Below are 21,199 nucleotides of genomic sequence, written 5' to 3'. Positions count from 1 at the left end.
CTAGTCGAGGGTTTCGGCGACGATGCGGATCCGGAACACGGGCTCCTTGGCCTCGTCCAGCAGCTCCATGTGCCATTCGGAATTTTCCTGGAGCTTGCGGGCAATGCCGGCGGTCATGTCGGCGCAGACATTGGTCATCTCTTTCCAGGCCGAATCGCGATCGGCGAATTCCGTCGCCTGGTCCGCGCAGCCCGAATAACGGCCATTCCGGATTCGAAAGAAATACAATGGCATGGCTGGCACCGATCGCGCGCGTGATGGCCTTGCCCCCAGGGCCATGAGCGCGCGCAGTCCAATCCCAAACCACCGTCAGATCAATTCCGGGCGGCTACGGATGATGTTCCGCCGCCAGCCGCGGCGGCACAAGGCGCCATCCGACGCCGACCTTCATCCGGCCGGTTCAGTCGGCCCGGCCGATCGCTTCAGCTCCCGATCGATGCGCAGCTGCACGCGCCGGATCGCCAACAGATCGATTTTCGTCTCGGTCTTGCCGGTCTTGACCTGCTCGCCGATGCGGAACTGCCATTGCCAGATTCCGGGAATCGCCGTCTTGGCGACAGTGAACTCGATGCCCCTGTGATTCATGGTGACCTCCCCACGATTCACTCTCCATGTCTGCAAACATGTTGGGCGTCCCAATATTCCGGAGACAAGCAAATTCTGTCGGTAAGCCCCGGATAGTTCGGGGATATCTCGAAAGCGCGCGTGCGCCGAAACAAGCGGAGCCGGCTTTCGAAAGACGCCGGGCCGTGAGACAGTAAGGCTGTCGCATACCCGTGGTTCTCCGACCATGAACAAAGTTCCTGGGCTGCACCCGGCTGCGCCGGTACGCCGATCGGACGGGCCGCGGGGGGCCCCGCCGGGGGGGGTACCGTTTTCCCTGCAAGCGGCGGCATATGCCTTGCTTGGTCTGAACGACGGCAAGAAACAACATGGGCCCGGTCATGCTCGGCATTCCCCGCCGCTACAGTCATTTCGTCTTCGGAATCATCCAGTCCGGACTGACCTCGCTGATCGCGGCGGGGATCGCCAGCTTGCCCGCCGGCAGCGCGATGAGCTTCGTCGGGCACTGGATGGTGTCGTGGCTGATCGCATGGGCCGCGATGCTGCCGATCGTTCTGCTGGCTGCGCCCGCGATCCGCACTTTCTCCCTGCTCCTGACCCAGGAGGACAGAGATCCGCGAACCGCCCGGCACGGATGAAAAAGCCCCGCCTGGGGAGAGCCAGACGGGGCAAAAAGTTATTGGAGGCTGAGGTGCTGGGCTGCAACACCATAGCCACATCATTCTAGCCGGCTGCGCTTACGGCAGCCTGACAGGCGGCGGATTTCCGGGCCGAGCGTCGAGGCCGCAGACTGGCCCCGCACCGGTCCCAATTTCGACATCCGTTCGCACAACTGCGGACACACCGGTCGGCAAGATTCCACATCGTTCGGCGCAGCCATGGGGGAACGTGGCACGCCGACCACGGGGTGGCATCATGGATAACGTAGAGCGGTCATTCGCCGCCGCGACAGCGGCTGGCTTCGTGGTGCTGGTGATCGGCCTCGTGCTGCTGGCGCTGCTTTAAAACAGGCGCGCGAGCGGCAGCCTTTCCCCGGATGACGGGTTACGGGACGTGCCGCATTCTCAAAAACTGGAAAACAACCCCATGCACAGTAGGCGGCATGGAAATTCTGTTGTTCTTTCAGCGACTTATGAGTAGTGTTTAGATGCCGTCATTGCGCGCGATGCGCCCCGTGGAGCCGCTCAAATCGACTCGAGCTGCGCTGCCGACACCTTGCGACTGCTTCCCGCCGCCGCCAGCAGCATCGCCGGCGCGCCCTTGTCAGCTTCGGACGCCGGCCCCGCGCCGTGTTTAGTGGATCTTGATTTCGTTCAGGGGAAGGTGGAGCTCGGCGGCGCGCTCTTGGCGGTCCTTCTTGCGGAACTCGTTTTCCGCGCGCTCGAACTTCATCAGTTCCTCCTGCGCCGCCTCCAGCAGGGGATTGCGCCTGATCGTGTCGCGGTTCGTGTTGTCCGTCATGACTGAGATCCCCAAAGTTGCGGTCCCATCCTGGAGAAGGCCCAAGACCGCGAAAAGGTTCGGTGCCGCAGGATTACGGAATTCTGACGGCGGCCGGGCCATGCGTCTTTGATGCGCGTCAGCTTCGGCCGGGGAATGACGTCGCGGCAGCCCTGTTATTTCGGCGGTTGCAGCCCGGGGGATATGACCCAATCGTGCAGATGATTGGCGACGTCGGCCTGCCGGGCCTTCTTGAGCAGGGCGTTCCGCTCGGGCCCGGGCGGAAGCCTGGAGGCCTGCTCCTCGACCTGCTTCACCCAGGCGGAGAGTCGATCTTGAAGCGTCAGTTGCTGCTTGAAACGTCGCCGCTTGAGCATGGCGCGCTCCTTTCCGTGCGAGGAAGGCGGGAGCGCAATCGGGCGTTCTCATCACCGATAGTGGCCACGGTTCGTGCGGTGATGGCCCATTGAGGACCATTAACGGGACCGGCGTCTGTCCAGTTGTGTGCACAACGCGAATGAGGAGGGGGACTGGGGGATGCTCACGGACAACCCCCAAATCCGCAAAAGAACATATTGCGAACCTAGAACAAATGGGGTACGCTACTTTTATCGACGAGCCGCCTCGCCAATCGTTTGTCCCTCACGCGAATCCTCGCCATAAGGAGCACGACCCAATGTCCGCCACTGCCCTGCGTATCGTCGAAGGATCTTCCATGGACAAGAGTAAAGCTCTGGCCGCCGCGCTCTCTCAGATCGAGCGCCAGTTCGGCAAGGGCTCGGTGATGAAGCTCGGCAAGAACGACCGGTCGATGGACATCGAGGCGGTGTCGTCAGGCTCGCTCGGGCTTGATATCGCGCTCGGCATCGGCGGTCTGCCCAAGGGACGCATCGTCGAGATCTACGGGCCGGAATCGTCGGGCAAGACCACGCTGGCGCTGCACACGGTGGCGGAAGCGCAGAAGAAGGGCGGCATCTGCGCCTTCATCGACGCCGAGCATGCGCTCGATCCGGTCTATGCCCGCAAGCTCGGCGTCAACATCGACGAGCTTCTGATCTCGCAGCCCGACACCGGCGAGCAGGCGCTGGAAATCTGCGACACGCTGGTGCGCTCGGGTGCGGTGGACGTGCTGGTGGTTGATTCGGTCGCCGCGCTGGTGCCGAAGGCCGAGCTCGAAGGCGAGATGGGTGATGCGCTTCCGGGTCTGCAGGCGCGCCTGATGAGCCAGGCGCTGCGCAAGCTGACGGCGTCGATCAACAAGTCCAATACCATGGTGATCTTCATCAACCAGATCCGCATGAAGATCGGTGTGATGTACGGCTCGCCCGAGACCACCACCGGCGGCAACGCGCTGAAGTTCTATGCCTCCGTCCGGCTCGACATCCGCCGCATCGGCGCGATCAAGGAGCGCGACGAAGTGGTCGGCAACACCACGCGCGTCAAGGTGGTCAAGAACAAGCTGGCACCGCCCTTCAAGCAGGTCGAGTTCGACATCATGTACGGCGAGGGCGTCTCCAAGATGGGCGAGATCCTCGATCTCGGCGTCAAGGCCGGCATCGTCGAGAAATCCGGCGCCTGGTTCTCCTATGACAGCCAGCGTCTCGGCCAGGGTCGCGAGAACTCGAAAGCCTTCCTGAAGGCCAACCCCGACATCACCGCCAAGATCGAGACCTCGATCCGCCAGAACTCCGGTCTGATCTCCGAGCAGATTCTGGCCGGTACGCCCGAGAGCGACGCCGACGGCGAGGAGCCGGCAGACGAGTAAGACGAACCGCGAAAGCTTTTCGCGAGGAGCGGGCGCTGAAGACGTTGAGTTGCCGACGTCGTCAGCGCCTGTTTCGTTTTGCGTTGTCGTGATCGGGTGGTGGTGTGATGAAGCGTCTGATCCTGACCAGTGCGGCCGGCGCCGATCTCGCCAAATCGAAGCTGGCCGAGATCGTCGTTCTGTTCTTTTTTCGCTTCACGTGGGGGCCGTTGCCTTCGTCCGACTATTTCGCAGCCTATTTCGGGGCGCAGTCAGGGACGCTCAGGCCGGGCGATCATTGGTCGGATTGGGGTACAAAATGGCCCTCCAAGTTCAAGGAACTCAGGAAGCTACCCTTTGCCGATTTTTGCGAGCGCTATGACGAGATCGAACTTTGGTTCGATCCGAGCCCAGACGATCAACTGCAGCTGATCTGGCTGCTCGACTATCTTGCCTCATACCCTGAGCTGCTGAAAAAACTCAGGTTGCGTCTGCTTGCATCCGATCTCTTCGATCTGAGAGACCGAGTTTCCGATGCGTCCGCGTCGCATATTCCTATGGTGGATGTTCAGGCCCGTGAACTTAGCACTGCCAGAATGGCCTGGCAGGCCTATCGCACGCCGACGCCCGAGGCCTGCGCCAACCTACTTTGGAGCGATCTGAGCGCCTTGTTGATGTTGCGACCGGCATTGCAAGAGCTGTTGGCAGAGCTACCGTCATCCTCGACGGGTCTTGGTGCGACCGAGATGCGATTCCTGGAGCTGCTTTCCAGAGGCTTTGCAAACACGAACGCCCTGTTTCATCTGCGCTCGCAGCGGCGCACGTACGTGTTCAGCGAATTTGATTTGGGTTCGCTGTTGGAGGGGCTCGCGCTTGGCCCCAGGCCCGCCGTAGCCGGTTTGGGCGATGAACTGCGTACAATCGATCACGGCAATCTAAGGGCTCGGCATGAGGTCTATCTCCGCAGCCGATTGTCGTTGACCGAGTTCGGGAAGGCTGTCCTGGCCCATCAGGAGGATTTCAGCCGATACAATCCGATCGACCGCTGGTGGGGCGGCACGCATCTGACCAATGATAAGCTATGGCGCTACGGCGCAGTCCTGACGAAACCCTGAGGATCCCGCATGACGCGGCTCATCGTGACGACCGATTCGTCCGCCGCCGGCGCGATACAAGGCGCCGGCCTTGGCGATCTCGTCCTTGCGATCGAGCGCCGGCTTGTCTTGGGGCCGCTGCCGTCTGATGCGGAACACCGGGCATTCTTCTCCCCGCGAACGACCCAAGCGCTCGGCCTGCACTGGCTGGACCACACCCCGGCCTGGCGTCTGGAAGGGTCTGGGGTGAGGGGGCGCGGACTGGTCGACCTGTTGTCCGAATGCGACACGGCCGAACTGTGGATGGGATCAGAGCCAAATGCACAGTTAATTCTGCTTTGGTTGCTCGAACATTGCAGCACCGAGAAAGCGGCAGTTTCCAAGCTCTCGATACGTCACCTGGACTTTGCCGTGGGTGATGTCGCGCCGGAGCAACTTGTGAAGCTGAATCCGCCAATAGGAAAACTTGCGGAAGATCACCTTGAACTGGCCAGTCGCGCATGGTGCGCTTATTGCGGACCCATGCCGCAGGCCTGGTTCAACCTGCTTGAAGCGGACTTGAGTCCGCTTCCGCAGCTCGAGCATTGCGTTGTTGACCTGCTCGAAGAGCTTCCAAACGTGACCAGCGGCCTCGGGACCACGGAGACACGGATGCTGCAACTCATCGCGCCGGGCGAAGTGCAGCCCTTTCACGTCTTCCCGGGACATCAGAAACCCAACGACCGGCGCGTGTACGATTACTGGGAGGTCGGCGCGCTGCTCGATGGACTCGCGCGATGTCCAGTGCCGGCCGTAGCCGGGCTGGAGGAGGGGCCATTCACGCTCGACATGCATGACGATGCTCGCCGTTTCGCGCAATACAAGCAGTCCCTAATGTCGCTCACCGATTTCGGGATGGCGGTGCTGACGGGAGAAGAGGACTTTCGGCGCCATAATCCGTTTCGCCGCTGGTGGGGTGGCACACTTCTCACCAGCGAACGGCTTTGGCGATGGGACGCCGAGCACCGCGCGTTGATCGCACCTGACTAAGGGCGCGCATGGCTCTCAGCGTTCCTGTACGCGAATCAATTTTTTAAGAGGCGACCGTGTCTCATTTGATCTTATCCACGAACCACCTTGACGAAGACGTGCTTGCCCAGTCGCGCCTCGCGAATGTCGTGGTTGGATTCAATCTACGCTTCGTGTGGAGGAAATTGCCTCCCGAGGAACAACTATTGCTTGGGCTGGAGCGCCGATCGGCGAAGCACGGCAATCCTGGCGATCATTGGCTCGATGAGGCTTGTCGCGGCTCGCTGGAGGGGTTCGGAACGCGTGATATCGGTTTCTTCGAGCTGTGTGCGAAGTTCGACTCAATTGAAATCTGGGTCGACCCTCGACCAAACGATCAGCTTGTGCTGATCTGGCTGCTGGACCTGCTTCGCCCCTACAAGGAGATTACGACGAAGCTCAGTCTGGTGCACACAGATGATCATGTTGCGGACTATGCTCCGGAATCTGTCGCAAAATGGAAGCTGCCGGCCTTCAAGGTGACCGAAAACCATTTGGCCTTGGCACGCCGCGCCTGGCAAGCCTATCGGGCTGAAACGCCAAAGCCCTGCTTCGATCTTCTGATGACGGATCTGACGGCCCTGCCGAGACTTCGGCCGGCGCTCATCGCGTTGCTCGAAGAGCTTCCGGACAGTGTGACGGGCCTGGGTGCCAGCGAAATGGATGTTCTGGAGTTTGTGAACGATGGGCACACCGACCCGAGGATCGTCGAGGGAGCGAGGTGGCTTCGCAATGTGTTTGACGAGAACGACGCGTTTGATGCCTTGCTCGAACTGGGGGCGCACCCGGCCCCGCCGATCCTGCTGGGCGATCCGGCATTCGACAATGAGGATCGCTATTTCGGCAGGAGCGAGTGGAAGGTCACGCTCACTGAACTCGGGCGTTCAATTTTTGCGCGCGAGGATGATATGTGGCGCCACAACCGGATTTATCGCTGGTGGGGCGGGACCGAACTCACCAACGAACGGCTCTGGCGCTGGGATCGTGAAAGCCGGTTGTTGATTGCGCCATAGCGGCGCATCCGGTGCCGTAGGGTGGAAAAAGGCGCGCAAGCGCCGTGCCCACCATTTTCAACAAGCAAGAGGTGGTGGGCACGCTGACGCTTTGCCCACCCTACGAGAGCTCCGCCGACGAGACCTCCGTCGTGGCTTACTCCGCAGCTTGCGCGTAATCGCTCACGGGCGGGCAGGAGCATACGAGGTTGCGGTCGCCGTAAACGTTGTCGACACGGCCGACGGGGCTCCAATATTTGTCGGTGCGAGAGGTGCCCGCGGGGAAGCAGCCTTCGGCGCGGGTGTAGGCGCGCTTCCAATCGTCGTCCGCGATGTCGTGCACGGTGTGCGGGGCGTGGCGCAGCGGCGAGGCCTCGATCTTGAAGCGGCCGGCCTCGACCTCGGCGATTTCTTTCCGGATCGCGATCATGGCATCGCAGAACCGGTCCAGCTCGGCCTTGGATTCCGACTCGGTCGGCTCGATCATCAGCGTGCCTGGCACCGGGAAGCTCATGGTCGGGGCGTGGAAGCCGTAATCGATCAGGCGTTTTGCAATGTCGTCGACGGTGACGCCGGACGTCGTCTTCAGCGGACGGGGGTCGACGATGCACTCATGCGCGACGCGGCCCTTGGCGTTCTTGTAGAGCACCGGGAAGTGCGGATCGAGGCGCGCTGCGATGTAATTGGCGTTGAGGATCGCGATCTCGGTGGCGCGCTTCAGGCCTTCGCCGCCCATCATCAAAATGTAGATGTAGGAGATGGTGAGGATCGAGGCCGAGCCGAACGGCGCCGCCGAGACCGGGCCGACCGGGGCATCCGCCTGCGTTGCCGGATGACCGGGCAGGAACGGGGCGAGGTGCGCCTTGACCCCGATCGGGCCCATGCCGGGGCCGCCGCCACCGTGCGGGATGCAGAAGGTCTTGTGCAGATTGAGATGGCTGACATCGGCGCCGTAATCGCCGGGCCTGCTAAGGCCGACCTGCGCGTTGAGGTTGGCGCCGTCGAGATATACCTGGCCGCCATGGCCATGCACGATGTCGCAGATCTCGCGGATGTGCTCCTCGAACACGCCGTGCGTCGAGGGATAGGTGATCATGACCGCAGCGAGATCATTGGAATGCTTCTCGGCCTTGGCGCGGAGATCATTGACGTCGACGTCGCCGTTTGTCTCACAGGCGACCACCACCACGTCCATGCCGACCATCGCGGCCGAGGCCGGGTTGGTGCCGTGGGCGGAGGAGGGGATCAGGCAGATCTTGCGATGGCTCTCGCCGCGCGCGGAATGGTAGCCACGGATGGCAAGAAGTCCGGCATATTCGCCCTGCGCGCCGGAATTCGGCTGCAGCGAGATCGCGTCATAGCCGGTGATGTCGCACAGCCATTTTTCCAGCCGCGCGAACAGCGCGTGATAGCCTGCCGCCTGCTCACGCGGCACGAATGGATGCAGCGAGCCGAACTCCGGCCAGGTCAGGGGCATCATCTCGGTGGTCGCATTCAGCTTCATGGTGCAGGATCCCAGCGGGATCATGGCGCGATCGAGCGCGAGGTCGCGATCGCTGAGCTTGCGCATGTAGCGCAGCATCTCGGTTTCCGAGCGATGGGCGTGGAACACCGGATGGGTGAGGAAGGAGGTCGCGCGCTTCAGTGCCTCCGGCAGCGCTTCGCGTGTGGTCGCCTCTAACTCGGCATAGGCCAGATTGCCGCCGAAGGCACGCCAGACCGCTTCGACCGTCGCGGGCGTCGTGGTCTCGTCGAGTGCGATGCGCAAGCTGGTGTCGCCGACGCCGAGATTGATCTTCTCGGCTGCCGCGCGCAAGACGATCTCGGCGCGCCTGGCGCCGGCATCGACGCTGAGCGTGTCGAAGAAATTCCCGCTGTCAGGCGCAAAGCCAAGCTTGCGCAGGCCGCTCGCGAGCACGGCGGCGCGGCGATGCACATTGCGGGCGATCTGCGTCAGCCCTTCGGGCCCGTGATAGACCGCATACATCGAGGCGATCACGGCCAGCAGCACCTGGGCGGTGCAGATGTTCGAGGTCGCCTTCTCGCGGCGGATGTGCTGCTCGCGGGTCTGCAGCGCGAGGCGATAGGCCGGTGCCCCGCGCGAATCCACGGAGAGGCCGACGATGCGGCCGGGCAGCGAGCGCTTCAGCGCATCGCGCACTGCCATGTAGGCCGCGTGCGGTCCGCCATAACCCATCGGCACGCCAAAGCGCTGGGCCGAGCCGATCGCGATGTCGGCGCCGAGCTCGCCGGGCGAGGAGAGCAGCGTCAGGGCCAGCAGGTCGGCGGCGACGATCGCGAGCGCGCCCTTGGCCTTCAGTGTTGCGATTGCAGGCCGGAGGTCGCGCACCGCGCCGGAAGACCCCGGATATTGCAGCAGCGCGCCGAGCACGTCGGCCTGGTCGAGATCGGTGAGGGGATCGCCGACGACGAGAGTCCATCCGAGCGGCTCGGCGCGGGTGCGCATCACGGCCAGCGTTTGCGGATGCACGTCCTTGTCGACGAAGAACGCTTGCGCTTTCACCTGCGAGTGACGCTCGGCGAGCGCCATGGCTTCGGCGGCCGCGGTGGCCTCGTCGAGCAGCGAGGCGTTGGCGACGTCGAGCCCGGTGAGGTCGCAGATCATGGTCTGGAAGTTGAGCAGCGCCTCCAGCCGGCCCTGGCTGATCTCGGGCTGGTAGGGCGTGTAGGCCGTGTACCAGGCCGAGTTCTCCAGGATGTTGCGCTGGATCACCGCGGGCAGGATCGTGCCGGAATAGCCTTGGCCGATCAGCGAGGTGAAGACCTGGTTCTGCCGTGCGAGCTCGCCCATATGCGCGATCGCCTCGGTCTCGCTGAGCGGCTTGCCGAGGTCGAGCGGGGCGGCCTGCCGGATCGAGGCCGGCAGCGTCTCCGCCATCAGCGCGTCCACACTCTTGGCGCTGACGGTTTCGAGCATGGCGGTGACATCGCGCGCCGATGGGCCGATGTGGCGGCGAACGAAACTGGCGGCGGTGTCGCCGTTGGTCTTGCGGTGCGCGGTCATCGCTTGCTCCATCGTCCTTAAGCCGTGTGCGCCTGGTAGGCGGCTTCATCCATGAGGCCGCCGAGTTCGCTTCTGTCGGCCATCTTGATCTTGAAGAACCACGCCTTGCCTTGCGCGTCCGAGTTCACCAGCGCCGGCTCGGCCGCGAGCTCGGCGTTGGTCTCGAGCACTTCGCCTGTCACGGGCGCGTACACGTCGGAGGCCGCCTTGACGGACTCGACCACGGCGGCGGCTTCCGCCTTCTTCAGCGTGCGGCCGACCTTGGGCAGTTCGACGAACACGACGTCACCGAGCTGCTGCTGGGCGTAGTCGGTGATGCCGACGGTGGCGACGTCGCCCTCGATGGCGAGCCATTCATGGTCGGAGGTGTACAGCGTCGTGGTCATTCTCGAATCCTCAGCGTTTGTAGGTGTTCTTGACGAAGGGCATGGCCGCGACAGCGACCGGCAGACGCTGGCCGCGCACCTCGGCGAAGAGTTGTGTGCCGAGCGCGCTTTGGCTCGTGGGCACGTAGCCCATCGCGACCGGCGCATTCAGGCTTGGGCCGAAACCGCCCGATGTGACTTGTCCGATCGGCTCGCCGCCCGCGTCATTCGCAAACAGCAGCGCGCCCTCGCGCACCGGCGCGCGTCCCTGGGCGAGCAGGCCGACGCGGCGGCGGGCCGCGCCGTTGTCGAAATGGGCGAGGATTTTTTCGGCACCGGGAAAGCCGCCGGCGCGCACGCCGCCGCTGCGGCGGCTCTTCTGCACCGACCATTCCAGCGCGGCCTCGACCGGCGTGGTCACGGTGTCGATGTCGTGGCCGTAGAGGCAGAGCCCGGCTTCCAGCCGCAGGCTGTCGCGGGCCCCCAGGCCGATCGGCAGCACGTCGGGATTTTCGAGCAGCGTTTTGGCGAGACGTTCCGCATCGGCCGCGGGAACCGAAATTTCAAAACCGTCCTCGCCGGTGTAGCCGGAGCGCGAGACGAAGCAGTCGAGGCCGGCCACCTTGCGCGGGCCGGAATCCATGAACTTCATGGCGGGCGCCTCTGCACATAATGTCGCCAGCGCCGCCTCGGCCTTCGGCCCCTGCAGCGCGATCAGCGCACGATCCGCGAGGGAAGCGATGATGCAGTCGTCAGAGAGATTCGCGCGCAGATGCGCCTCGTCGGCGTCCTTGCAGGCGGCGTTGACAACCAGGAAGAGGTGATCGCCGAAATTGGCGACCATCAGGTCGTCCAGAATGCCGCCGTCGGCGTTGGTGAACTGGGCGTAGCGCTGCCGTCCCGGCGCGATCGCCACGATATCCTGCGGCACCAGCCGTTCCAGCGCGCGGGCGGCGTCCTCGACCCTGCCGGATTTCGGCCGGAGCGCGATCTGGCCCATATGGGAGACGTCGAACAGGCCGGCGGAGGCTCGGGTATGGAGGTGCTCCTTCAGCACGCCCGCAGGGTATTGCACGGGCATGTCGTAGCCCGCGAACGGCACCATCTTGCCGCCGAGGGAGACATGAAGCCCATGAAGGGGCGTACGTTTTAGGGAATCTTGGTCGTCGCGCGCTAGCATCACAGGGGCCCTCGGCGGTTCCCCCGGGACGATTCCCTGGGGACACCAGTCGAAGCCCCATCTGTCGCTGTGCCTGAGAGTATTATCCCGTCGGCGGGAGCCATCCGGGTCTAAACCCGTCGGCGCCTCTTTCCAGATGCTGTCAAAGCCACGCGGTCCTTTTGCCTGAGAGTTTCCGGGGCGGTTGCTCCTTCGGCGCCGGCTGCCTAAAGCCGGTCTCTCCCGACGTGGCCGTACGATACAGATGGGTACAGACCACAGCGGGGCCAAGCCTGTCAACGCGTCCGCTTGCCCTATCAACGGGATTGCAGCGGGGATTGAGTGGCTGCCGCAACCCTCTGATCTCCTTGCACAGTTTCTGGACAGCGAAGCTGGCCTTGTCTAAAAGCGCTGTGGCCCGCAGATATCAGCCTAAATGTCAGGTTTGGATGGCCTATAGCGGGTCCAAGCACACCCGATTGGATGAACATGAGCGGCGTCAACGAGATCAGGTCGACCTTTCTGAACTTCTTTGCCGAGAACGGCCACGAGATCGTGTCGTCCTCGCCATTGGTGCCGCGCAACGATCCGACGTTGATGTTCACCAATGCCGGCATGGTGCAGTTCAAGAACGTCTTCACCGGCGTCGAGAAGCGGCCCTATCAGCGCGCCACCACGTCGCAGAAATGCGTGCGCGCCGGCGGCAAGCACAACGACCTCGACAATGTCGGCTACACCGCGCGCCATCTCACCTTCTTCGAGATGCTCGGCAACTTCTCGTTCGGCGACTACTTCAAGGAGCGCGCGATCGAGCTCGCCTGGAAGCTGATCACCAAGGATTTCGGGCTCAACAAGGACAAGCTGCTCGTCACCGTCTACCACACCGACGACGAGGCGCACGGGCTCTGGAAGAAGATCGCCGGGTTCTCCGACGACCGCATCATCCGCATTCCGACCTCCGACAATTTCTGGGCAATGGGGGATACCGGTCCGTGCGGCCCGTGCTCGGAGATCTTCATCGACCGTGGCGATCACATCTGGGGCGGCCCTCCGGGCTCCCCGGAGGAGGACGGCGACCGCTTCCTCGAATTCTGGAATCTCGTGTTCATGCAATATGAGCAGGTGACGAAGGAGGAGCGCGTGGATCTGCCGCGTCCCTCGATCGACACCGGCATGGGCCTCGAGCGCATGGCCTGCATCATGCAGGGGGTCGACAGCGTGTTCGAGACCGACCTGTTCCGTCATTTGATCGATGCGACATCGTCCGCGCTCGGCAGCGGGCCGAATGAGCAGACCGTCGCCTCGTTCCGCGTCATCGCCGACCATTTGCGTTCCTCGGCCTTCCTGGTCGCGGACGGCGTGCTGCCCTCGAACGAGGGCCGCGGCTATGTGCTGCGCCGGATCATGCGCCGCGCGATGCGCCATGCGCAGCTGCTCGGTGCCAAGGAGCCGCTGATGCACCGCCTGGTCTGGGCGCTGGTGCGCGAGATGGGCCAGGCCTATCCCGACCTGATGCGCGCGGAGAACCTGATCGAGGAAACGCTGCGGCTGGAAGAGACCCGCTTCCGCAAGACGCTTTCGCGTGGCCTTGCCATCCTCGACGAGAAGAGCGCGTCCTTGAAAAAGGGCGACATGTTCGACGGCGACGTCGCCTTCACGCTGTACGACACCTACGGCTTCCCGCTCGACCTGACGCAGGACGCGCTGAAGTCGCGCGGCATCGGCGTGGATCAAGCTGCGTTCACCGACGCAATGGAGCGCCAGAAGGCCAAGGCGCGCGAGTCCTGGAAGGGGTCCGGGGAAGCTGCGTCCGAGGCGATCTGGTTCCCGCTGCGCGAAAAGCTCGGCGCCACCGAATTCCTCGGCTACGAGACCGAGAGCGCCGAAGGCGTGGTGTCGGCGCTGGTGAAGGACGGTGCAGAGGTCGCCAGCCTGAAGGCCGGCGACACCGGTGCGATCGTGCTGAACCAGACGCCGTTCTACGCGGAATCAGGCGGCCAGGTCGGCGACACCGGCGTGCTCACGGGCGAGGGCGGCATCAAGTTTCGCGTCACCGACACGCAGAAGAAGCTCGGCGATTTCTTCGTGCATGTCGGCAACGTGGAGAGCGGCGAGCTGAAGCTCGGCACCGCGCTGCAGCTCGAGGTCGATCATTCCAGGCGCTCCTCGATTCGGGCGCATCATTCGGCGACGCATCTCATCCACGAGGCGCTGCGCCAGGTGCTCGGCGACCACATCGCCCAGCGCGGCTCGATGGTCGCGCCGGATCGCCTGCGCTTCGACTTCGTGCATCCGAAGCCGATCACGGCAGAGGAGCTGGCCCGCGTCGAGGACATCGCCAACGACGTGGTGCTGGAGAATGACGAGGTCACCACGCGTGTGATGGGCGTCGACGAGGCCCGCGAGGCCGGGGCGCGCGCGCTGTTCGGCGAGAAATACGGTGATGAAGTCCGCGTCGTCTCGATGGGCCGGACCGCGCGTGAGCGCGGCGCCAACGCGCTCGGCTGGTCGGTCGAGCTCTGCGGCGGCACCCATGTCAAGCGCACCGGCGACATCGGCCTGATCACGCTCACCGGCGAGAGCGCGGTTGCTTCGGGCGTGCGCCGCATCGAGGCGCTGACCGGCAATTATGCGCGCAGGCACGCCAACGAGACCATGGCGCTGGCCAAGACCGCGGCGAACGAGCTGCGCACCTCGCTCGACGACGTCCCGGCGCGCATCACCGCGCTGATGGAGGAGCGCAAGAAGCTCGAGCGCGAGCTCTCCGACGCCCGCAAGAAGCTGGCGATGGGCGGCGGCGCTTCGGCCGGCAGCAATGGCGCAGCTTCAGGCGTGCGCGAAATCGGCAACGTCAAGCTGATGGCGCGCGCGGTCGAGGGCATCGAGATGAAGGATCTCAAAAGCCTCGCCGACGACGGCAAGAAGCAGATCGGCTCCGGCGTGGTCGCCATCGTCGGCGTCACCGAGGACGGCAAGGCCGGCATCGTGGTCGGCGTCACCGCGGATCTCACCGCGCGCTTCAACGCGGTCAACCTCGTGCGCGTTGCCTCCGAGGCGCTCGGCGGCAAGGGCGGCGGTGGCCGGCCCGACATGGCGCAGGCCGGCGGCCCTGACGGGGCCAAGGCGACCGAGGCGCTGGCGGCGATCGAAAAAGCAATGGCAGGCGCGTAAACGGCCATGCGCCCCGGTCTGCGAGGGCGTGGACTTCGCGATCCCAATTTGAGGGATCGCCTCTACGAATTGCTGGAGCACGATCCGCTGGCTTATTCAGCCGGATCGCGCTTCATCCAGATCATCATCGGCGTCATCGTGCTCAATGTGGCCGCGATGATCCTCGCCTCGGTGCCGGAGCTGGACGCCCAGTTCGGCACGGTGTTCTCGGCCATCACCGTCCTGTCCGTGATCGTGTTCGCGCTGGAATATCTGGCGCGGCTGTGGACCGTGGCGGGCCACACCCAGCGCAAGGGCTCCGCGCTGTCCGACCGGCTGGGCTATGCCTTCTCCGCGCTCGGCGTCATCGACCTCATGGCGTTCCTGCCGGCGGCAATCGTGCTCGCCACCGGCCGGCACGCGACGCTGGCGGCGCTCGGGGTGCTGCCGTTCTTCAAGCTGATCCGCTATTCGCCGGCGATGCGCTCGCTGCTCGCCGCCGTGCATGCCGAGCGTCGCGCGCTGATCGGCTGCATCGTCATCCTGATCGGTGCGGTCCTGACTTTCGCCTCGCTGCTCTACGCCATCGAGCGCGACGTGCAGCCGGACAAGCTCGGCACCATCCCGCAGGCGATGTGGTGGGCGATCGTGACGCTCGGCACCGTCGGCTATGGCGACGTCGTGCCGGTGACGCCGCTCGGCAAGCTGGTCTCCACCTTCGCCATCATCTCAGGCTTCGCCATGATCGCGCTGCCGGTCGCGATCATCTCCACCGCCTTCGCCGAAGAGGTGAAGCGGCGCGATTTCGTCGTCACCTGGGGCATGCTGGCGCGGGTGCCGCTGTTCTCGCATCTGTCTGCCGCGGAGATCGCCGACATCATGCGGCTGTTGCGCGCGCGCACCATCGAGCAGGGCGAGATATTGGTCCGCCGTGGCGATGTGGCCTCGTCGATGTATTTCATCACCGCCGGCGAGGTCGAGATCGCGCTGCCGAGCCAGCATGTGCACCTCACGGACGGCACCTTCTTCGGCGAGATCGCGCTGCTGCATAAAACAAAGCGCAGCGGCACGGTGACCGCGACGCGCAAGACGCGCCTTTTGGTGCTCGACGCCCAGGATTTTCACGCTTTGATCGAACGGATGCCGACGCTCGCCGACCACGTCCACACCACCGCCAAGGCACGGCTTGCCGACAGCGGCGATCTCGCGCTCGCGGAATTGGCGCAGGCGGAGAAAGACGGGACCGACCGCTGAGCGGTCAGCCTTTCTTCAGGAAAACATACTCGGCCGAGTAGGGTGCGCTCCTGAACTCGCCGGCCTTGTCGCACGTGCCGTCGAGCTTGCCGCCATGGGTGTTGATGCGCTGCACGGTCGTCACCGGCGTCAGTACACCGCTGCCGCGGCGGGCGGTTACGTCCAGCTTCAGCCAGGGGATATCGGCCGCCGTTGCGCCCGGTGCGTTGCCCGCGGCCTTGGCGGTCACCGCGCTGCCGTCGGCGAGCTCCCAGTTCGGGCCGGCATAGTGGCGGCCGATTGTCTTGCCCTCGGACAGCAGCGTCGCGACCGGTTCGCGGAAGCTCCATGCGAGCTTGCCGTCGGTGCCGGCCTTGCACTCATAGACCTGCGCGCCCTCGGCGTGGACGCTAAGTACGACGCTCTCGCCCGGCGCGGCGATGGCGTCGGGGAGCGGCTCGGCAGCCCCGGCCGGTCCGATCAGGGCCGCGAGCAGCATGGTGGGGCCGGCAAGCTTGATGAACATGGTGGCATCTCCGCGCGAGGTCTCAAAAAGAAACGGGCCGCGCGGTTGCGCGGCCCGTGATGATGTCTGACCCAGTCGGGCGAAATTGCGGTCGGCTCAGACCGCCAACTCTTTCGTGAGGTTCTCCGCGACCTTGTCGAGGAAGCCGGTGGTCGAGAGCCAGCGCTGGTCGGCGCCGACCAGGAGCGCGAGGTCCTTGGTCATGTAGCCGGCCTCGACGGTGTCGACGCAGACCTTCTCCAGCGTGTTGGCGAACTTGGCGAGCTCGGCATTGTTGTCGAGCTTGGCACGGTGGGCGAGGCCACGGGTCCAGGCGAAGATCGACGCGATCGAGTTGGTCGAGGTCTCCTTGCCCTTCTGGTGTTCGCGGTAGTGGCGGGTCACCGTGCCGTGGGCGGCTTCGGCTTCCACGGTCTTGCCGTCGGGGGTGAGCAGCACCGAGGTCATCAGGCCGAGCGAGCCGTAGCCCTGCGCGACCGTGTCGGACTGCACGTCGCCGTCGTAGTTCTTGCAGGCCCAGACATAGCCGCCGGACCATTTCAGGGCCGAGGCCACCATGTCGTCGATCAGGCGGTGCTCGTAGGTCAGGCCCTTGGCGTCGAACTCCTTCTTGAACTCGCGGTCGAAGATGTCCTGGAAGATGTCCTTGAAGCGGCCGTCATAGACCTTCAGAATCGTGTTCTTGGTCGAGAGGTAGACCGGATAGTTGCGCAGCAGGCCGTAATTGAACGAGGCGCGGGCGAAGTCGATGATGGAGTCGTCGAGATTGTACATCTCCATGGCGACGCCGGCGCCGGGCGCCTTGAACACTTCCTTCTCGATCACGGTGCCGTCCTCGCCGACGAACTTCATCGACAGGGTGCCCTTGCCCGGGAACTTGATGTCTGTGGCGCGGTACTGGTCGCCATAGGCATGGCGGCCGATGATGATCGGCTTGCTCCAGCCGGGAACCAGGCGCGGCACGTTCTTGCAGATGATCGGCTCGCGGAAGATGCAGCCGCCGAGGATGTTGCGGATGGTGCCGTTCGGCGATTTCCACATCTGCTTGAGGTTGAACTCCTTCACCCGGGCTTCATCCGGGGTGATGGTGGCGCACTTGACGCCGACGCCGACCTTCTTGATGGCTTCGGCGGCGTCGATGGTGACCTGATCGTTGGTGTGGTCGCGGTACTCCATGCCCAGGTCGAAATACATCAGCTCGACATCCAGGAACGGGTTGATCAGCTTGTCCTTGATGTACTGCCAGATGATCCGGGTCATCTCGTCGCCATCGAGCTCGACGACGGGATTGGATACCTTGATTTTTGCCATGATCGGGGAAGCCTCTTGGGAACGGCGCTTTTGGCGCGCCACGGGAATATCCGCCGCCTCTTAGCACCCAGACGCGGCGGGCGAAAGCCAAGGGATTATGCACTTTTAGCTCATCCAGCTTCCCCAGACGTGGGGGCAGGGCCGCCCTGCCGCAGGGCCGGATCCGAGGATCCAGTGGAGATTCAAAAGTCGATTCCAACCCGTTATTTCCCTTGAGAATTTCGTCAGGACAGGCAAACGAGGCGGACAGCGCCGGCCGGCCCAGGGACGACTTGGGAAAGGCTGGCTTGAATCAATTCCTGAGAGTGCCCTGGCAAGGCCTTGAGACGAAGAGTGAAAGCGAAACGAGATGTCGGGGACTGACAAGAGCAAGGCGGGTTTGTCCCTCGACGGTCCCATCGTGATCCTGGTCGAGCCGCAGCTCGGGGAAAACATCGGCATGGCCGCGCGCGCCATGGGCAATTTTGCGCTCGGCGCCTTGCGCATCGTCAACCCCAGGGACGGCTGGCCCAACATCGCGGCACAGCGGGCCGCCGCCGGTGCCGACCACATTCTGGAAAAGGTCGAATTGTTCGGCACGGTCGAAGACGCGGTCGCCGACCTCGACCTGCTGTTCGCCACCACGGCTCGCCCCCACGACCAGGCCAAGCCGGTGGTGGGGCCGGAGGCAGCCGCCAGCGAGATCGCGGGTCACGTCGCGACCGGCGGCAAGGCCGGTATCCTGTTCGGCCGCGAGCGCTGGGGCCTGACCAACGAGGAGGTCGGCCTCTCCAACCGCATCATCACCTTCCCGGTCAATCCGGGCTTCGCCTCGCTCAACCTCGCCCAGGCCGTGCTGCTGGTCGGCTATGAATGGTTCAAGCTGATGACCTCGGGCGAGCTGCCGCACGCCATGCCGGAGCGCTCCGAGCGCGCCTCGCAGCACCAGATGCAGGCCTTCTTCGACAACCTCATCCGCGAGCTCGACAAGGTGGAATTTTTGCGCCCGGCCGAGAAGCGCGACACCATGCTGGTGAACCTGCGCAACATCTTCAGTCGGATGGAGCCGACCAAGCAGGACATGCACACCCTGCACGGGGTGATCATGGCGATCGCCGAGGGACGCAAGGGCCCGGCCAAGGGCGGCGTGCTCGACGGCGAGCAGGCGACGCGCCTGCGCGCGCTCTTGGCCCAGCACGGGCAGGGCGGCGGCGTGCCCGACAGCGGCTCGACCGTGCGCGGCCTCGCCCGCCTGCTTCGCCGCAACCCGACCGATGCCGAGCGTCTGCTCTGGCAGGCTTTGACCCGCGACCGTCGCTTCGCCGGCCAGTTCAAGCGCCAGACCCCGGTCGGCCGCCACATCCCGGACTTCGTCTCCTTCCCGCATCGGATCGCGATCGAGCTGGTCAATCCGGGCGAGGGGGAAGCGATCGCAGCGGATCGCGCATCGCGGCGGGCCTGGCTCGAGGCGCGGGACTATCGGGTGCTGGAGATTCGCGCCGCGGATGTGGAGCGGGATCTCGAGGCGGAGCTGGCGCGGCTGCAGGGGATGATCGAGCAAGCGATGTAGGTGCCGTAAGGCATGGCTCTCGTAGGGTGGGCAAAGCGAAGCGTGCCCACCATCTCTCGCTGATCATCAAGAGAAGGTGGGCACGGCGCTACGCGCCTTTGCCCACCCTACGGCACTTCCTGCTGGTCGGCAGCGGATGACGTCAGCGCTGAAACACGACCTTGCCGCCCACGAGCGTCATGTCCGCCTTGATGTCCTTGATCTGGTCCTCCGGCACGGCCGTGTAATCCGCGGAGAGCACCACGATGTCCGCAAGCTTTCCGGGCTCAATGGTCCCTTTACGTGCTTCATCGAACGTGTAGCGCGACGCCGCGCTGCTGTAGAGCCGCAGGGCCTGCTCGCGCGTAATGGCTTCTGCCGCGCCGTAGACGTTTCCGTTGGGGTCCTTCCTGGTCACCATGATGTACATGTTGAGGAAGGGGTTGATCGGGTTGACGGGAAAGTCCGTCCCGGCGCCGAGACTATTGAGCCCCATTTTTTCGATTAACGTCCTGGTCGGTACGGCGCGGTCAGCGGTCGCTTTCCCGAGAAATCGTTCGACGGTCGCTGCCTTATCCCACATGAAAGCGTTCTGGAAATCGACACGGGCTCCCAGCTTCTGCGCCCGCTCCATCTGTTCTGGCCGGATCAGGCTGGCATGAATGAGGACGAAGCGACGGTCTCGGATTGATTTCTCCTTATCCGCGGCCTCGAACGCATCGAGCACCTGGTCAATACCAAGGTCACCCACCACGTGGACACCGACCCGCCAGTCATATCGGTGGCAGATGGAGACGAGTTGTTTCAATCGCTCAGGTGTCTGCTGCGCAACGCCATGATAGCTGTCATGTGAATCGGGATACACCTCGCGCATGAGCGCTGTCTTCAGCGTCATGCCGCCGTCGTAGAAGATCTTGATTCCCGCGAACTTCAGCCAATCGTCGCCAAAGCCTGAAGAGGCCCCATTGCCTGCCATGATCGCTTCCCACGCGGTCAGATCGGCCGGGGGCTCCGGTCGAAACATCACGCCGGTGCGCAATGTGGCTTTCCCGGATGCGACATGCTTCTGCAGCATGCGGATATCGCGTGCCTCTGTCGCGCCTTCGACCACGCTCGTGATACCGAAGCTGTTCAGCACACTTTCGGCAATCGTGAATTGCCGCATCTCATCGTCTTCTGTCCAGGGCGGTACGGCCTTCTCGACCCGATCGATCGCCGTCTCCACCAGCACGCCGGTCAATTCACCGGCCGCGTCGCGCTCAAACTTTCCCCCGTTCGGATCCGCGGTGGTCTTGTCGATTCCGACCCGCTGTAGAGCCATGCTGTTTGCCATCGAGAAATGCCCGACGGTGCGAAGATAGACCGGATTGTCTGGAGCAACGCTATCAATCTCCTGCTTGGTCAGATATCGCTTCTCGGCCAATTGTGAAGGCGGATGCCACGCGCCACCTACAATCCACTCGCCCGGCTTCTTCTTCGCAGCGAATGCCTTGATAGCCTCGAGCGCTTCGGCGACCGTCTTGGCTCGGCCCATGATGACGACATAGTCGCCAAGACCAGCGGCCTTGAAGTGAGCGTGTGTATCGATCAATCCGGGGATGACGGTCTTGCCAGCCACATCGAGCACGCGGGTCCGGGCGCCGGCGAGCGCCTTTATCGAAGCACTGGTTCCGGTTGCGAGAATCTTTCCGTCTGCAACGGCCACTGCTTCCGTCATCGTCGATCGCTCATCCAGCGTCAGAACCTTGCCATTAATGAGGACCAGGTCAGGTGCGCTGAACTCCGGTTGCTGCGCCGCGACACTTGCGATGCCGGCGATCCACATGCTCGTGGCAACGATTGCAGATGCCGTCAACTTGCGAACCATGACGTCCCCCTTGAATCTTGTTTTTGCTGGACGAAGATTTTCAAGGGTATCGTCGATCGAACATCGGTTCAACGCTTCTGAGGCTTGCCAGCGTCCACATGCTGGCAAAGTGGATCGCGCTCTGTGTTAGTCTCGTAGGGTCGGCAAAGCGAAG

The 21,199-nt window shown here is 63.8% G+C and carries 18 protein-coding genes and 1 riboswitch; of the genes, 8 read left to right on the top strand and 10 right to left on the bottom strand.

The features are described 5' to 3' along the window. Both GGD61_RS02805 and GGD61_RS02800 read right to left on the bottom strand, forming a co-directional pair. On the bottom strand, positions 1-234 hold the full coding sequence (locus GGD61_RS02805) for a DUF6894 family protein (RefSeq protein WP_018316629.1): 234 nt from the start codon (positions 232-234) through the stop codon (positions 1-3). A gap of 153 nt (positions 235-387) precedes the next feature. Further along, positions 388-585 (bottom strand): hypothetical protein, encoded by a 198-nt coding sequence (locus GGD61_RS02800; RefSeq protein ID WP_026201702.1) that lies wholly within the window; start codon positions 583-585, stop codon positions 388-390. 359 nt (positions 586-944) lie between these two features. Between GGD61_RS02800 and GGD61_RS02795 the strand changes: the two genes are divergently transcribed. Continuing rightward, positions 945-1,202, top strand: a complete 258-nt coding sequence (locus GGD61_RS02795; protein ID WP_183230333.1) for a DUF2798 domain-containing protein — start codon at positions 945-947, stop codon at positions 1,200-1,202. A gap of 655 nt (positions 1,203-1,857) precedes the next feature. Here the strand turns inward: GGD61_RS02795 and GGD61_RS02790 are convergent. Together GGD61_RS02790 and GGD61_RS02785 are read right to left on the bottom strand one after the other, a co-directional pair. Continuing rightward, on the bottom strand, positions 1,858-2,025 hold the full coding sequence (locus tag GGD61_RS02790; protein ID WP_018316626.1) for a hypothetical protein: 168 nt from the start codon (positions 2,023-2,025) through the stop codon (positions 1,858-1,860). 155 nt (positions 2,026-2,180) lie between these two features. Then, positions 2,181-2,381, bottom strand: coding sequence for a hypothetical protein (locus GGD61_RS02785; protein ID WP_183230087.1), 201 nt, complete (start codon positions 2,379-2,381; stop codon positions 2,181-2,183). Positions 2,382-2,680: 299 nt separating this feature from the next. On the opposite strand from GGD61_RS02785, the gene recA reads away from it, so the two are divergent. From recA to GGD61_RS02765, 4 genes are all read left to right on the top strand, one after another. Next, positions 2,681-3,769, top strand: a complete 1,089-nt coding sequence (gene recA, locus GGD61_RS02780) for a recombinase RecA (protein ID WP_018316624.1) — start codon at positions 2,681-2,683, stop codon at positions 3,767-3,769. 107 nt (positions 3,770-3,876) lie between these two features. Then, positions 3,877-4,863, top strand: a complete 987-nt coding sequence (locus GGD61_RS02775) for a hypothetical protein (protein WP_183230085.1) — start codon at positions 3,877-3,879, stop codon at positions 4,861-4,863. A gap of 9 nt (positions 4,864-4,872) precedes the next feature. Next, the gene (locus GGD61_RS02770) at positions 4,873-5,871 is read left to right on the top strand and encodes a hypothetical protein (protein ID WP_183230083.1); all 999 of its coding nucleotides are present in this window, start codon (positions 4,873-4,875) and stop codon (positions 5,869-5,871) included. Between the two features lie 56 nt (positions 5,872-5,927). Continuing rightward, positions 5,928-6,902, top strand: coding sequence for a hypothetical protein (locus GGD61_RS02765; RefSeq protein WP_312012523.1), 975 nt, complete (start codon positions 5,928-5,930; stop codon positions 6,900-6,902). A gap of 136 nt (positions 6,903-7,038) precedes the next feature. Here the strand turns inward: GGD61_RS02765 and gcvP are convergent, their stop codons facing one another. The 3 genes from gcvP to gcvT are packed head-to-tail and all read right to left on the bottom strand — an operon-like array spanning position 7,039 to position 11,451. Beyond that, positions 7,039-9,906 carry an aminomethyl-transferring glycine dehydrogenase gene (gene gcvP / locus GGD61_RS02760; protein WP_183230081.1) on the bottom strand — a complete coding sequence of 956 codons (2,868 nt, stop codon included), beginning with the start codon at positions 9,904-9,906 and terminating at the stop codon, positions 7,039-7,041. 17 nt (positions 9,907-9,923) lie between these two features. Continuing rightward, the gene (gcvH, locus tag GGD61_RS02755; protein WP_183230079.1) at positions 9,924-10,292 is read right to left on the bottom strand and encodes a glycine cleavage system protein GcvH; all 369 of its coding nucleotides are present in this window, start codon (positions 10,290-10,292) and stop codon (positions 9,924-9,926) included. Between the two features lie 10 nt (positions 10,293-10,302). Beyond that, a complete protein-coding gene (gene gcvT / locus GGD61_RS02750) occupies positions 10,303-11,451 on the bottom strand; it encodes a glycine cleavage system aminomethyltransferase GcvT (RefSeq protein WP_183230077.1) in 1,149 nt (382 codons plus the stop codon). A 144-nt stretch (positions 11,452-11,595) separates the two neighbouring features. Further along, a riboswitch (glycine riboswitch) is annotated at positions 11,596-11,686 on the bottom strand. Positions 11,687-11,919: 233 nt separating this feature from the next. On the opposite strand from gcvT, the gene alaS reads away from it, so the two are divergent. Both alaS and GGD61_RS02740 read left to right on the top strand, forming a co-directional pair. Next, entirely contained in the window at positions 11,920-14,601 is a 2,682-nt protein-coding gene (gene alaS / locus GGD61_RS02745; protein ID WP_026201699.1) for an alanine--tRNA ligase, read from the top strand. A gap of 6 nt (positions 14,602-14,607) precedes the next feature. Next, the gene (locus tag GGD61_RS02740) at positions 14,608-15,834 is read left to right on the top strand and encodes a cyclic nucleotide-gated ion channel (protein WP_183230075.1); all 1,227 of its coding nucleotides are present in this window, start codon (positions 14,608-14,610) and stop codon (positions 15,832-15,834) included. 4 nt (positions 15,835-15,838) lie between these two features. On the opposite strand, the gene GGD61_RS02735 is transcribed toward GGD61_RS02740, so the two are convergent. Continuing rightward, complete coding sequence (locus GGD61_RS02735) at positions 15,839-16,339, bottom strand: DUF3455 domain-containing protein (RefSeq protein WP_183230073.1); 501 nt, start codon at positions 16,337-16,339, stop codon at positions 15,839-15,841. A gap of 96 nt (positions 16,340-16,435) precedes the next feature. Then, positions 16,436-17,650, bottom strand: coding sequence for an NADP-dependent isocitrate dehydrogenase (locus tag GGD61_RS02730; RefSeq protein WP_183230071.1), 1,215 nt, complete (start codon positions 17,648-17,650; stop codon positions 16,436-16,438). Between the two features lie 349 nt (positions 17,651-17,999). On the opposite strand from GGD61_RS02730, the gene GGD61_RS02725 reads away from it, so the two are divergent. Next, positions 18,000-19,199 carry a TrmJ/YjtD family RNA methyltransferase gene (locus tag GGD61_RS02725; RefSeq protein WP_183230069.1) on the top strand — a complete coding sequence of 400 codons (1,200 nt, stop codon included), beginning with the start codon at positions 18,000-18,002 and terminating at the stop codon, positions 19,197-19,199. A 142-nt stretch (positions 19,200-19,341) separates the two neighbouring features. Here GGD61_RS02725 and GGD61_RS02720 read toward each other — a convergent pair whose 3' ends face one another. Then, the gene (locus GGD61_RS02720) at positions 19,342-21,045 is read right to left on the bottom strand and encodes an amidohydrolase (protein WP_183230067.1); all 1,704 of its coding nucleotides are present in this window, start codon (positions 21,043-21,045) and stop codon (positions 19,342-19,344) included. Between the last annotated feature and the right edge of the window lie 154 nt (positions 21,046-21,199).

The organism is Bradyrhizobium sp. SBR1B (assembly GCF_014198205.1).
Classification (GTDB): Bacteria; Pseudomonadota; Alphaproteobacteria; order Rhizobiales; family Xanthobacteraceae; genus Bradyrhizobium.
Note: the sequence above shows the minus strand (reverse complement) of the source record. Positions and strands in the feature narration are given on the sequence as shown.

Excerpts from the sequence above, each read along its gene's own strand:
- GGD61_RS02805 (WP_018316629.1), bottom strand. The coding sequence starts at position 234 with ATGCCATTGTATTTCTTTCGAATCCGGAATGGCCGTTATTCGGGCTGC.
- GGD61_RS02800 (WP_026201702.1), bottom strand. The coding sequence starts at position 585 with ATGAATCACAGGGGCATCGAGTTCACTGTCGCCAAGACGGCGATTCCC.
- GGD61_RS02795 (WP_183230333.1), top strand. The coding sequence starts at position 945 with ATGCTCGGCATTCCCCGCCGCTACAGTCATTTCGTCTTCGGAATCATC.
- GGD61_RS02790 (WP_018316626.1), bottom strand. The coding sequence starts at position 2,025 with ATGACGGACAACACGAACCGCGACACGATCAGGCGCAATCCCCTGCTG.
- GGD61_RS02785 (WP_183230087.1), bottom strand. The coding sequence starts at position 2,381 with ATGCTCAAGCGGCGACGTTTCAAGCAGCAACTGACGCTTCAAGATCGA.
- recA (WP_018316624.1), top strand. The coding sequence starts at position 2,681 with ATGTCCGCCACTGCCCTGCGTATCGTCGAAGGATCTTCCATGGACAAG.
- GGD61_RS02775 (WP_183230085.1), top strand. The coding sequence starts at position 3,877 with ATGAAGCGTCTGATCCTGACCAGTGCGGCCGGCGCCGATCTCGCCAAA.
- GGD61_RS02770 (WP_183230083.1), top strand. The coding sequence starts at position 4,873 with ATGACGCGGCTCATCGTGACGACCGATTCGTCCGCCGCCGGCGCGATA.
- gcvP (WP_183230081.1), bottom strand. The coding sequence starts at position 9,906 with ATGACCGCGCACCGCAAGACCAACGGCGACACCGCCGCCAGTTTCGTT.
- gcvH (WP_183230079.1), bottom strand. The coding sequence starts at position 10,292 with ATGACCACGACGCTGTACACCTCCGACCATGAATGGCTCGCCATCGAG.
- gcvT (WP_183230077.1), bottom strand. The coding sequence starts at position 11,451 with ATGCTAGCGCGCGACGACCAAGATTCCCTAAAACGTACGCCCCTTCAT.
- alaS (WP_026201699.1), top strand. The coding sequence starts at position 11,920 with ATGAGCGGCGTCAACGAGATCAGGTCGACCTTTCTGAACTTCTTTGCC.
- GGD61_RS02740 (WP_183230075.1), top strand. The coding sequence starts at position 14,608 with ATGCGCCCCGGTCTGCGAGGGCGTGGACTTCGCGATCCCAATTTGAGG.
- GGD61_RS02735 (WP_183230073.1), bottom strand. The coding sequence starts at position 16,339 with ATGTTCATCAAGCTTGCCGGCCCCACCATGCTGCTCGCGGCCCTGATC.
- GGD61_RS02730 (WP_183230071.1), bottom strand. The coding sequence starts at position 17,650 with ATGGCAAAAATCAAGGTATCCAATCCCGTCGTCGAGCTCGATGGCGAC.
- GGD61_RS02725 (WP_183230069.1), top strand. The coding sequence starts at position 18,000 with ATGTCGGGGACTGACAAGAGCAAGGCGGGTTTGTCCCTCGACGGTCCC.
- GGD61_RS02720 (WP_183230067.1), bottom strand. The coding sequence starts at position 21,045 with ATGGTTCGCAAGTTGACGGCATCTGCAATCGTTGCCACGAGCATGTGG.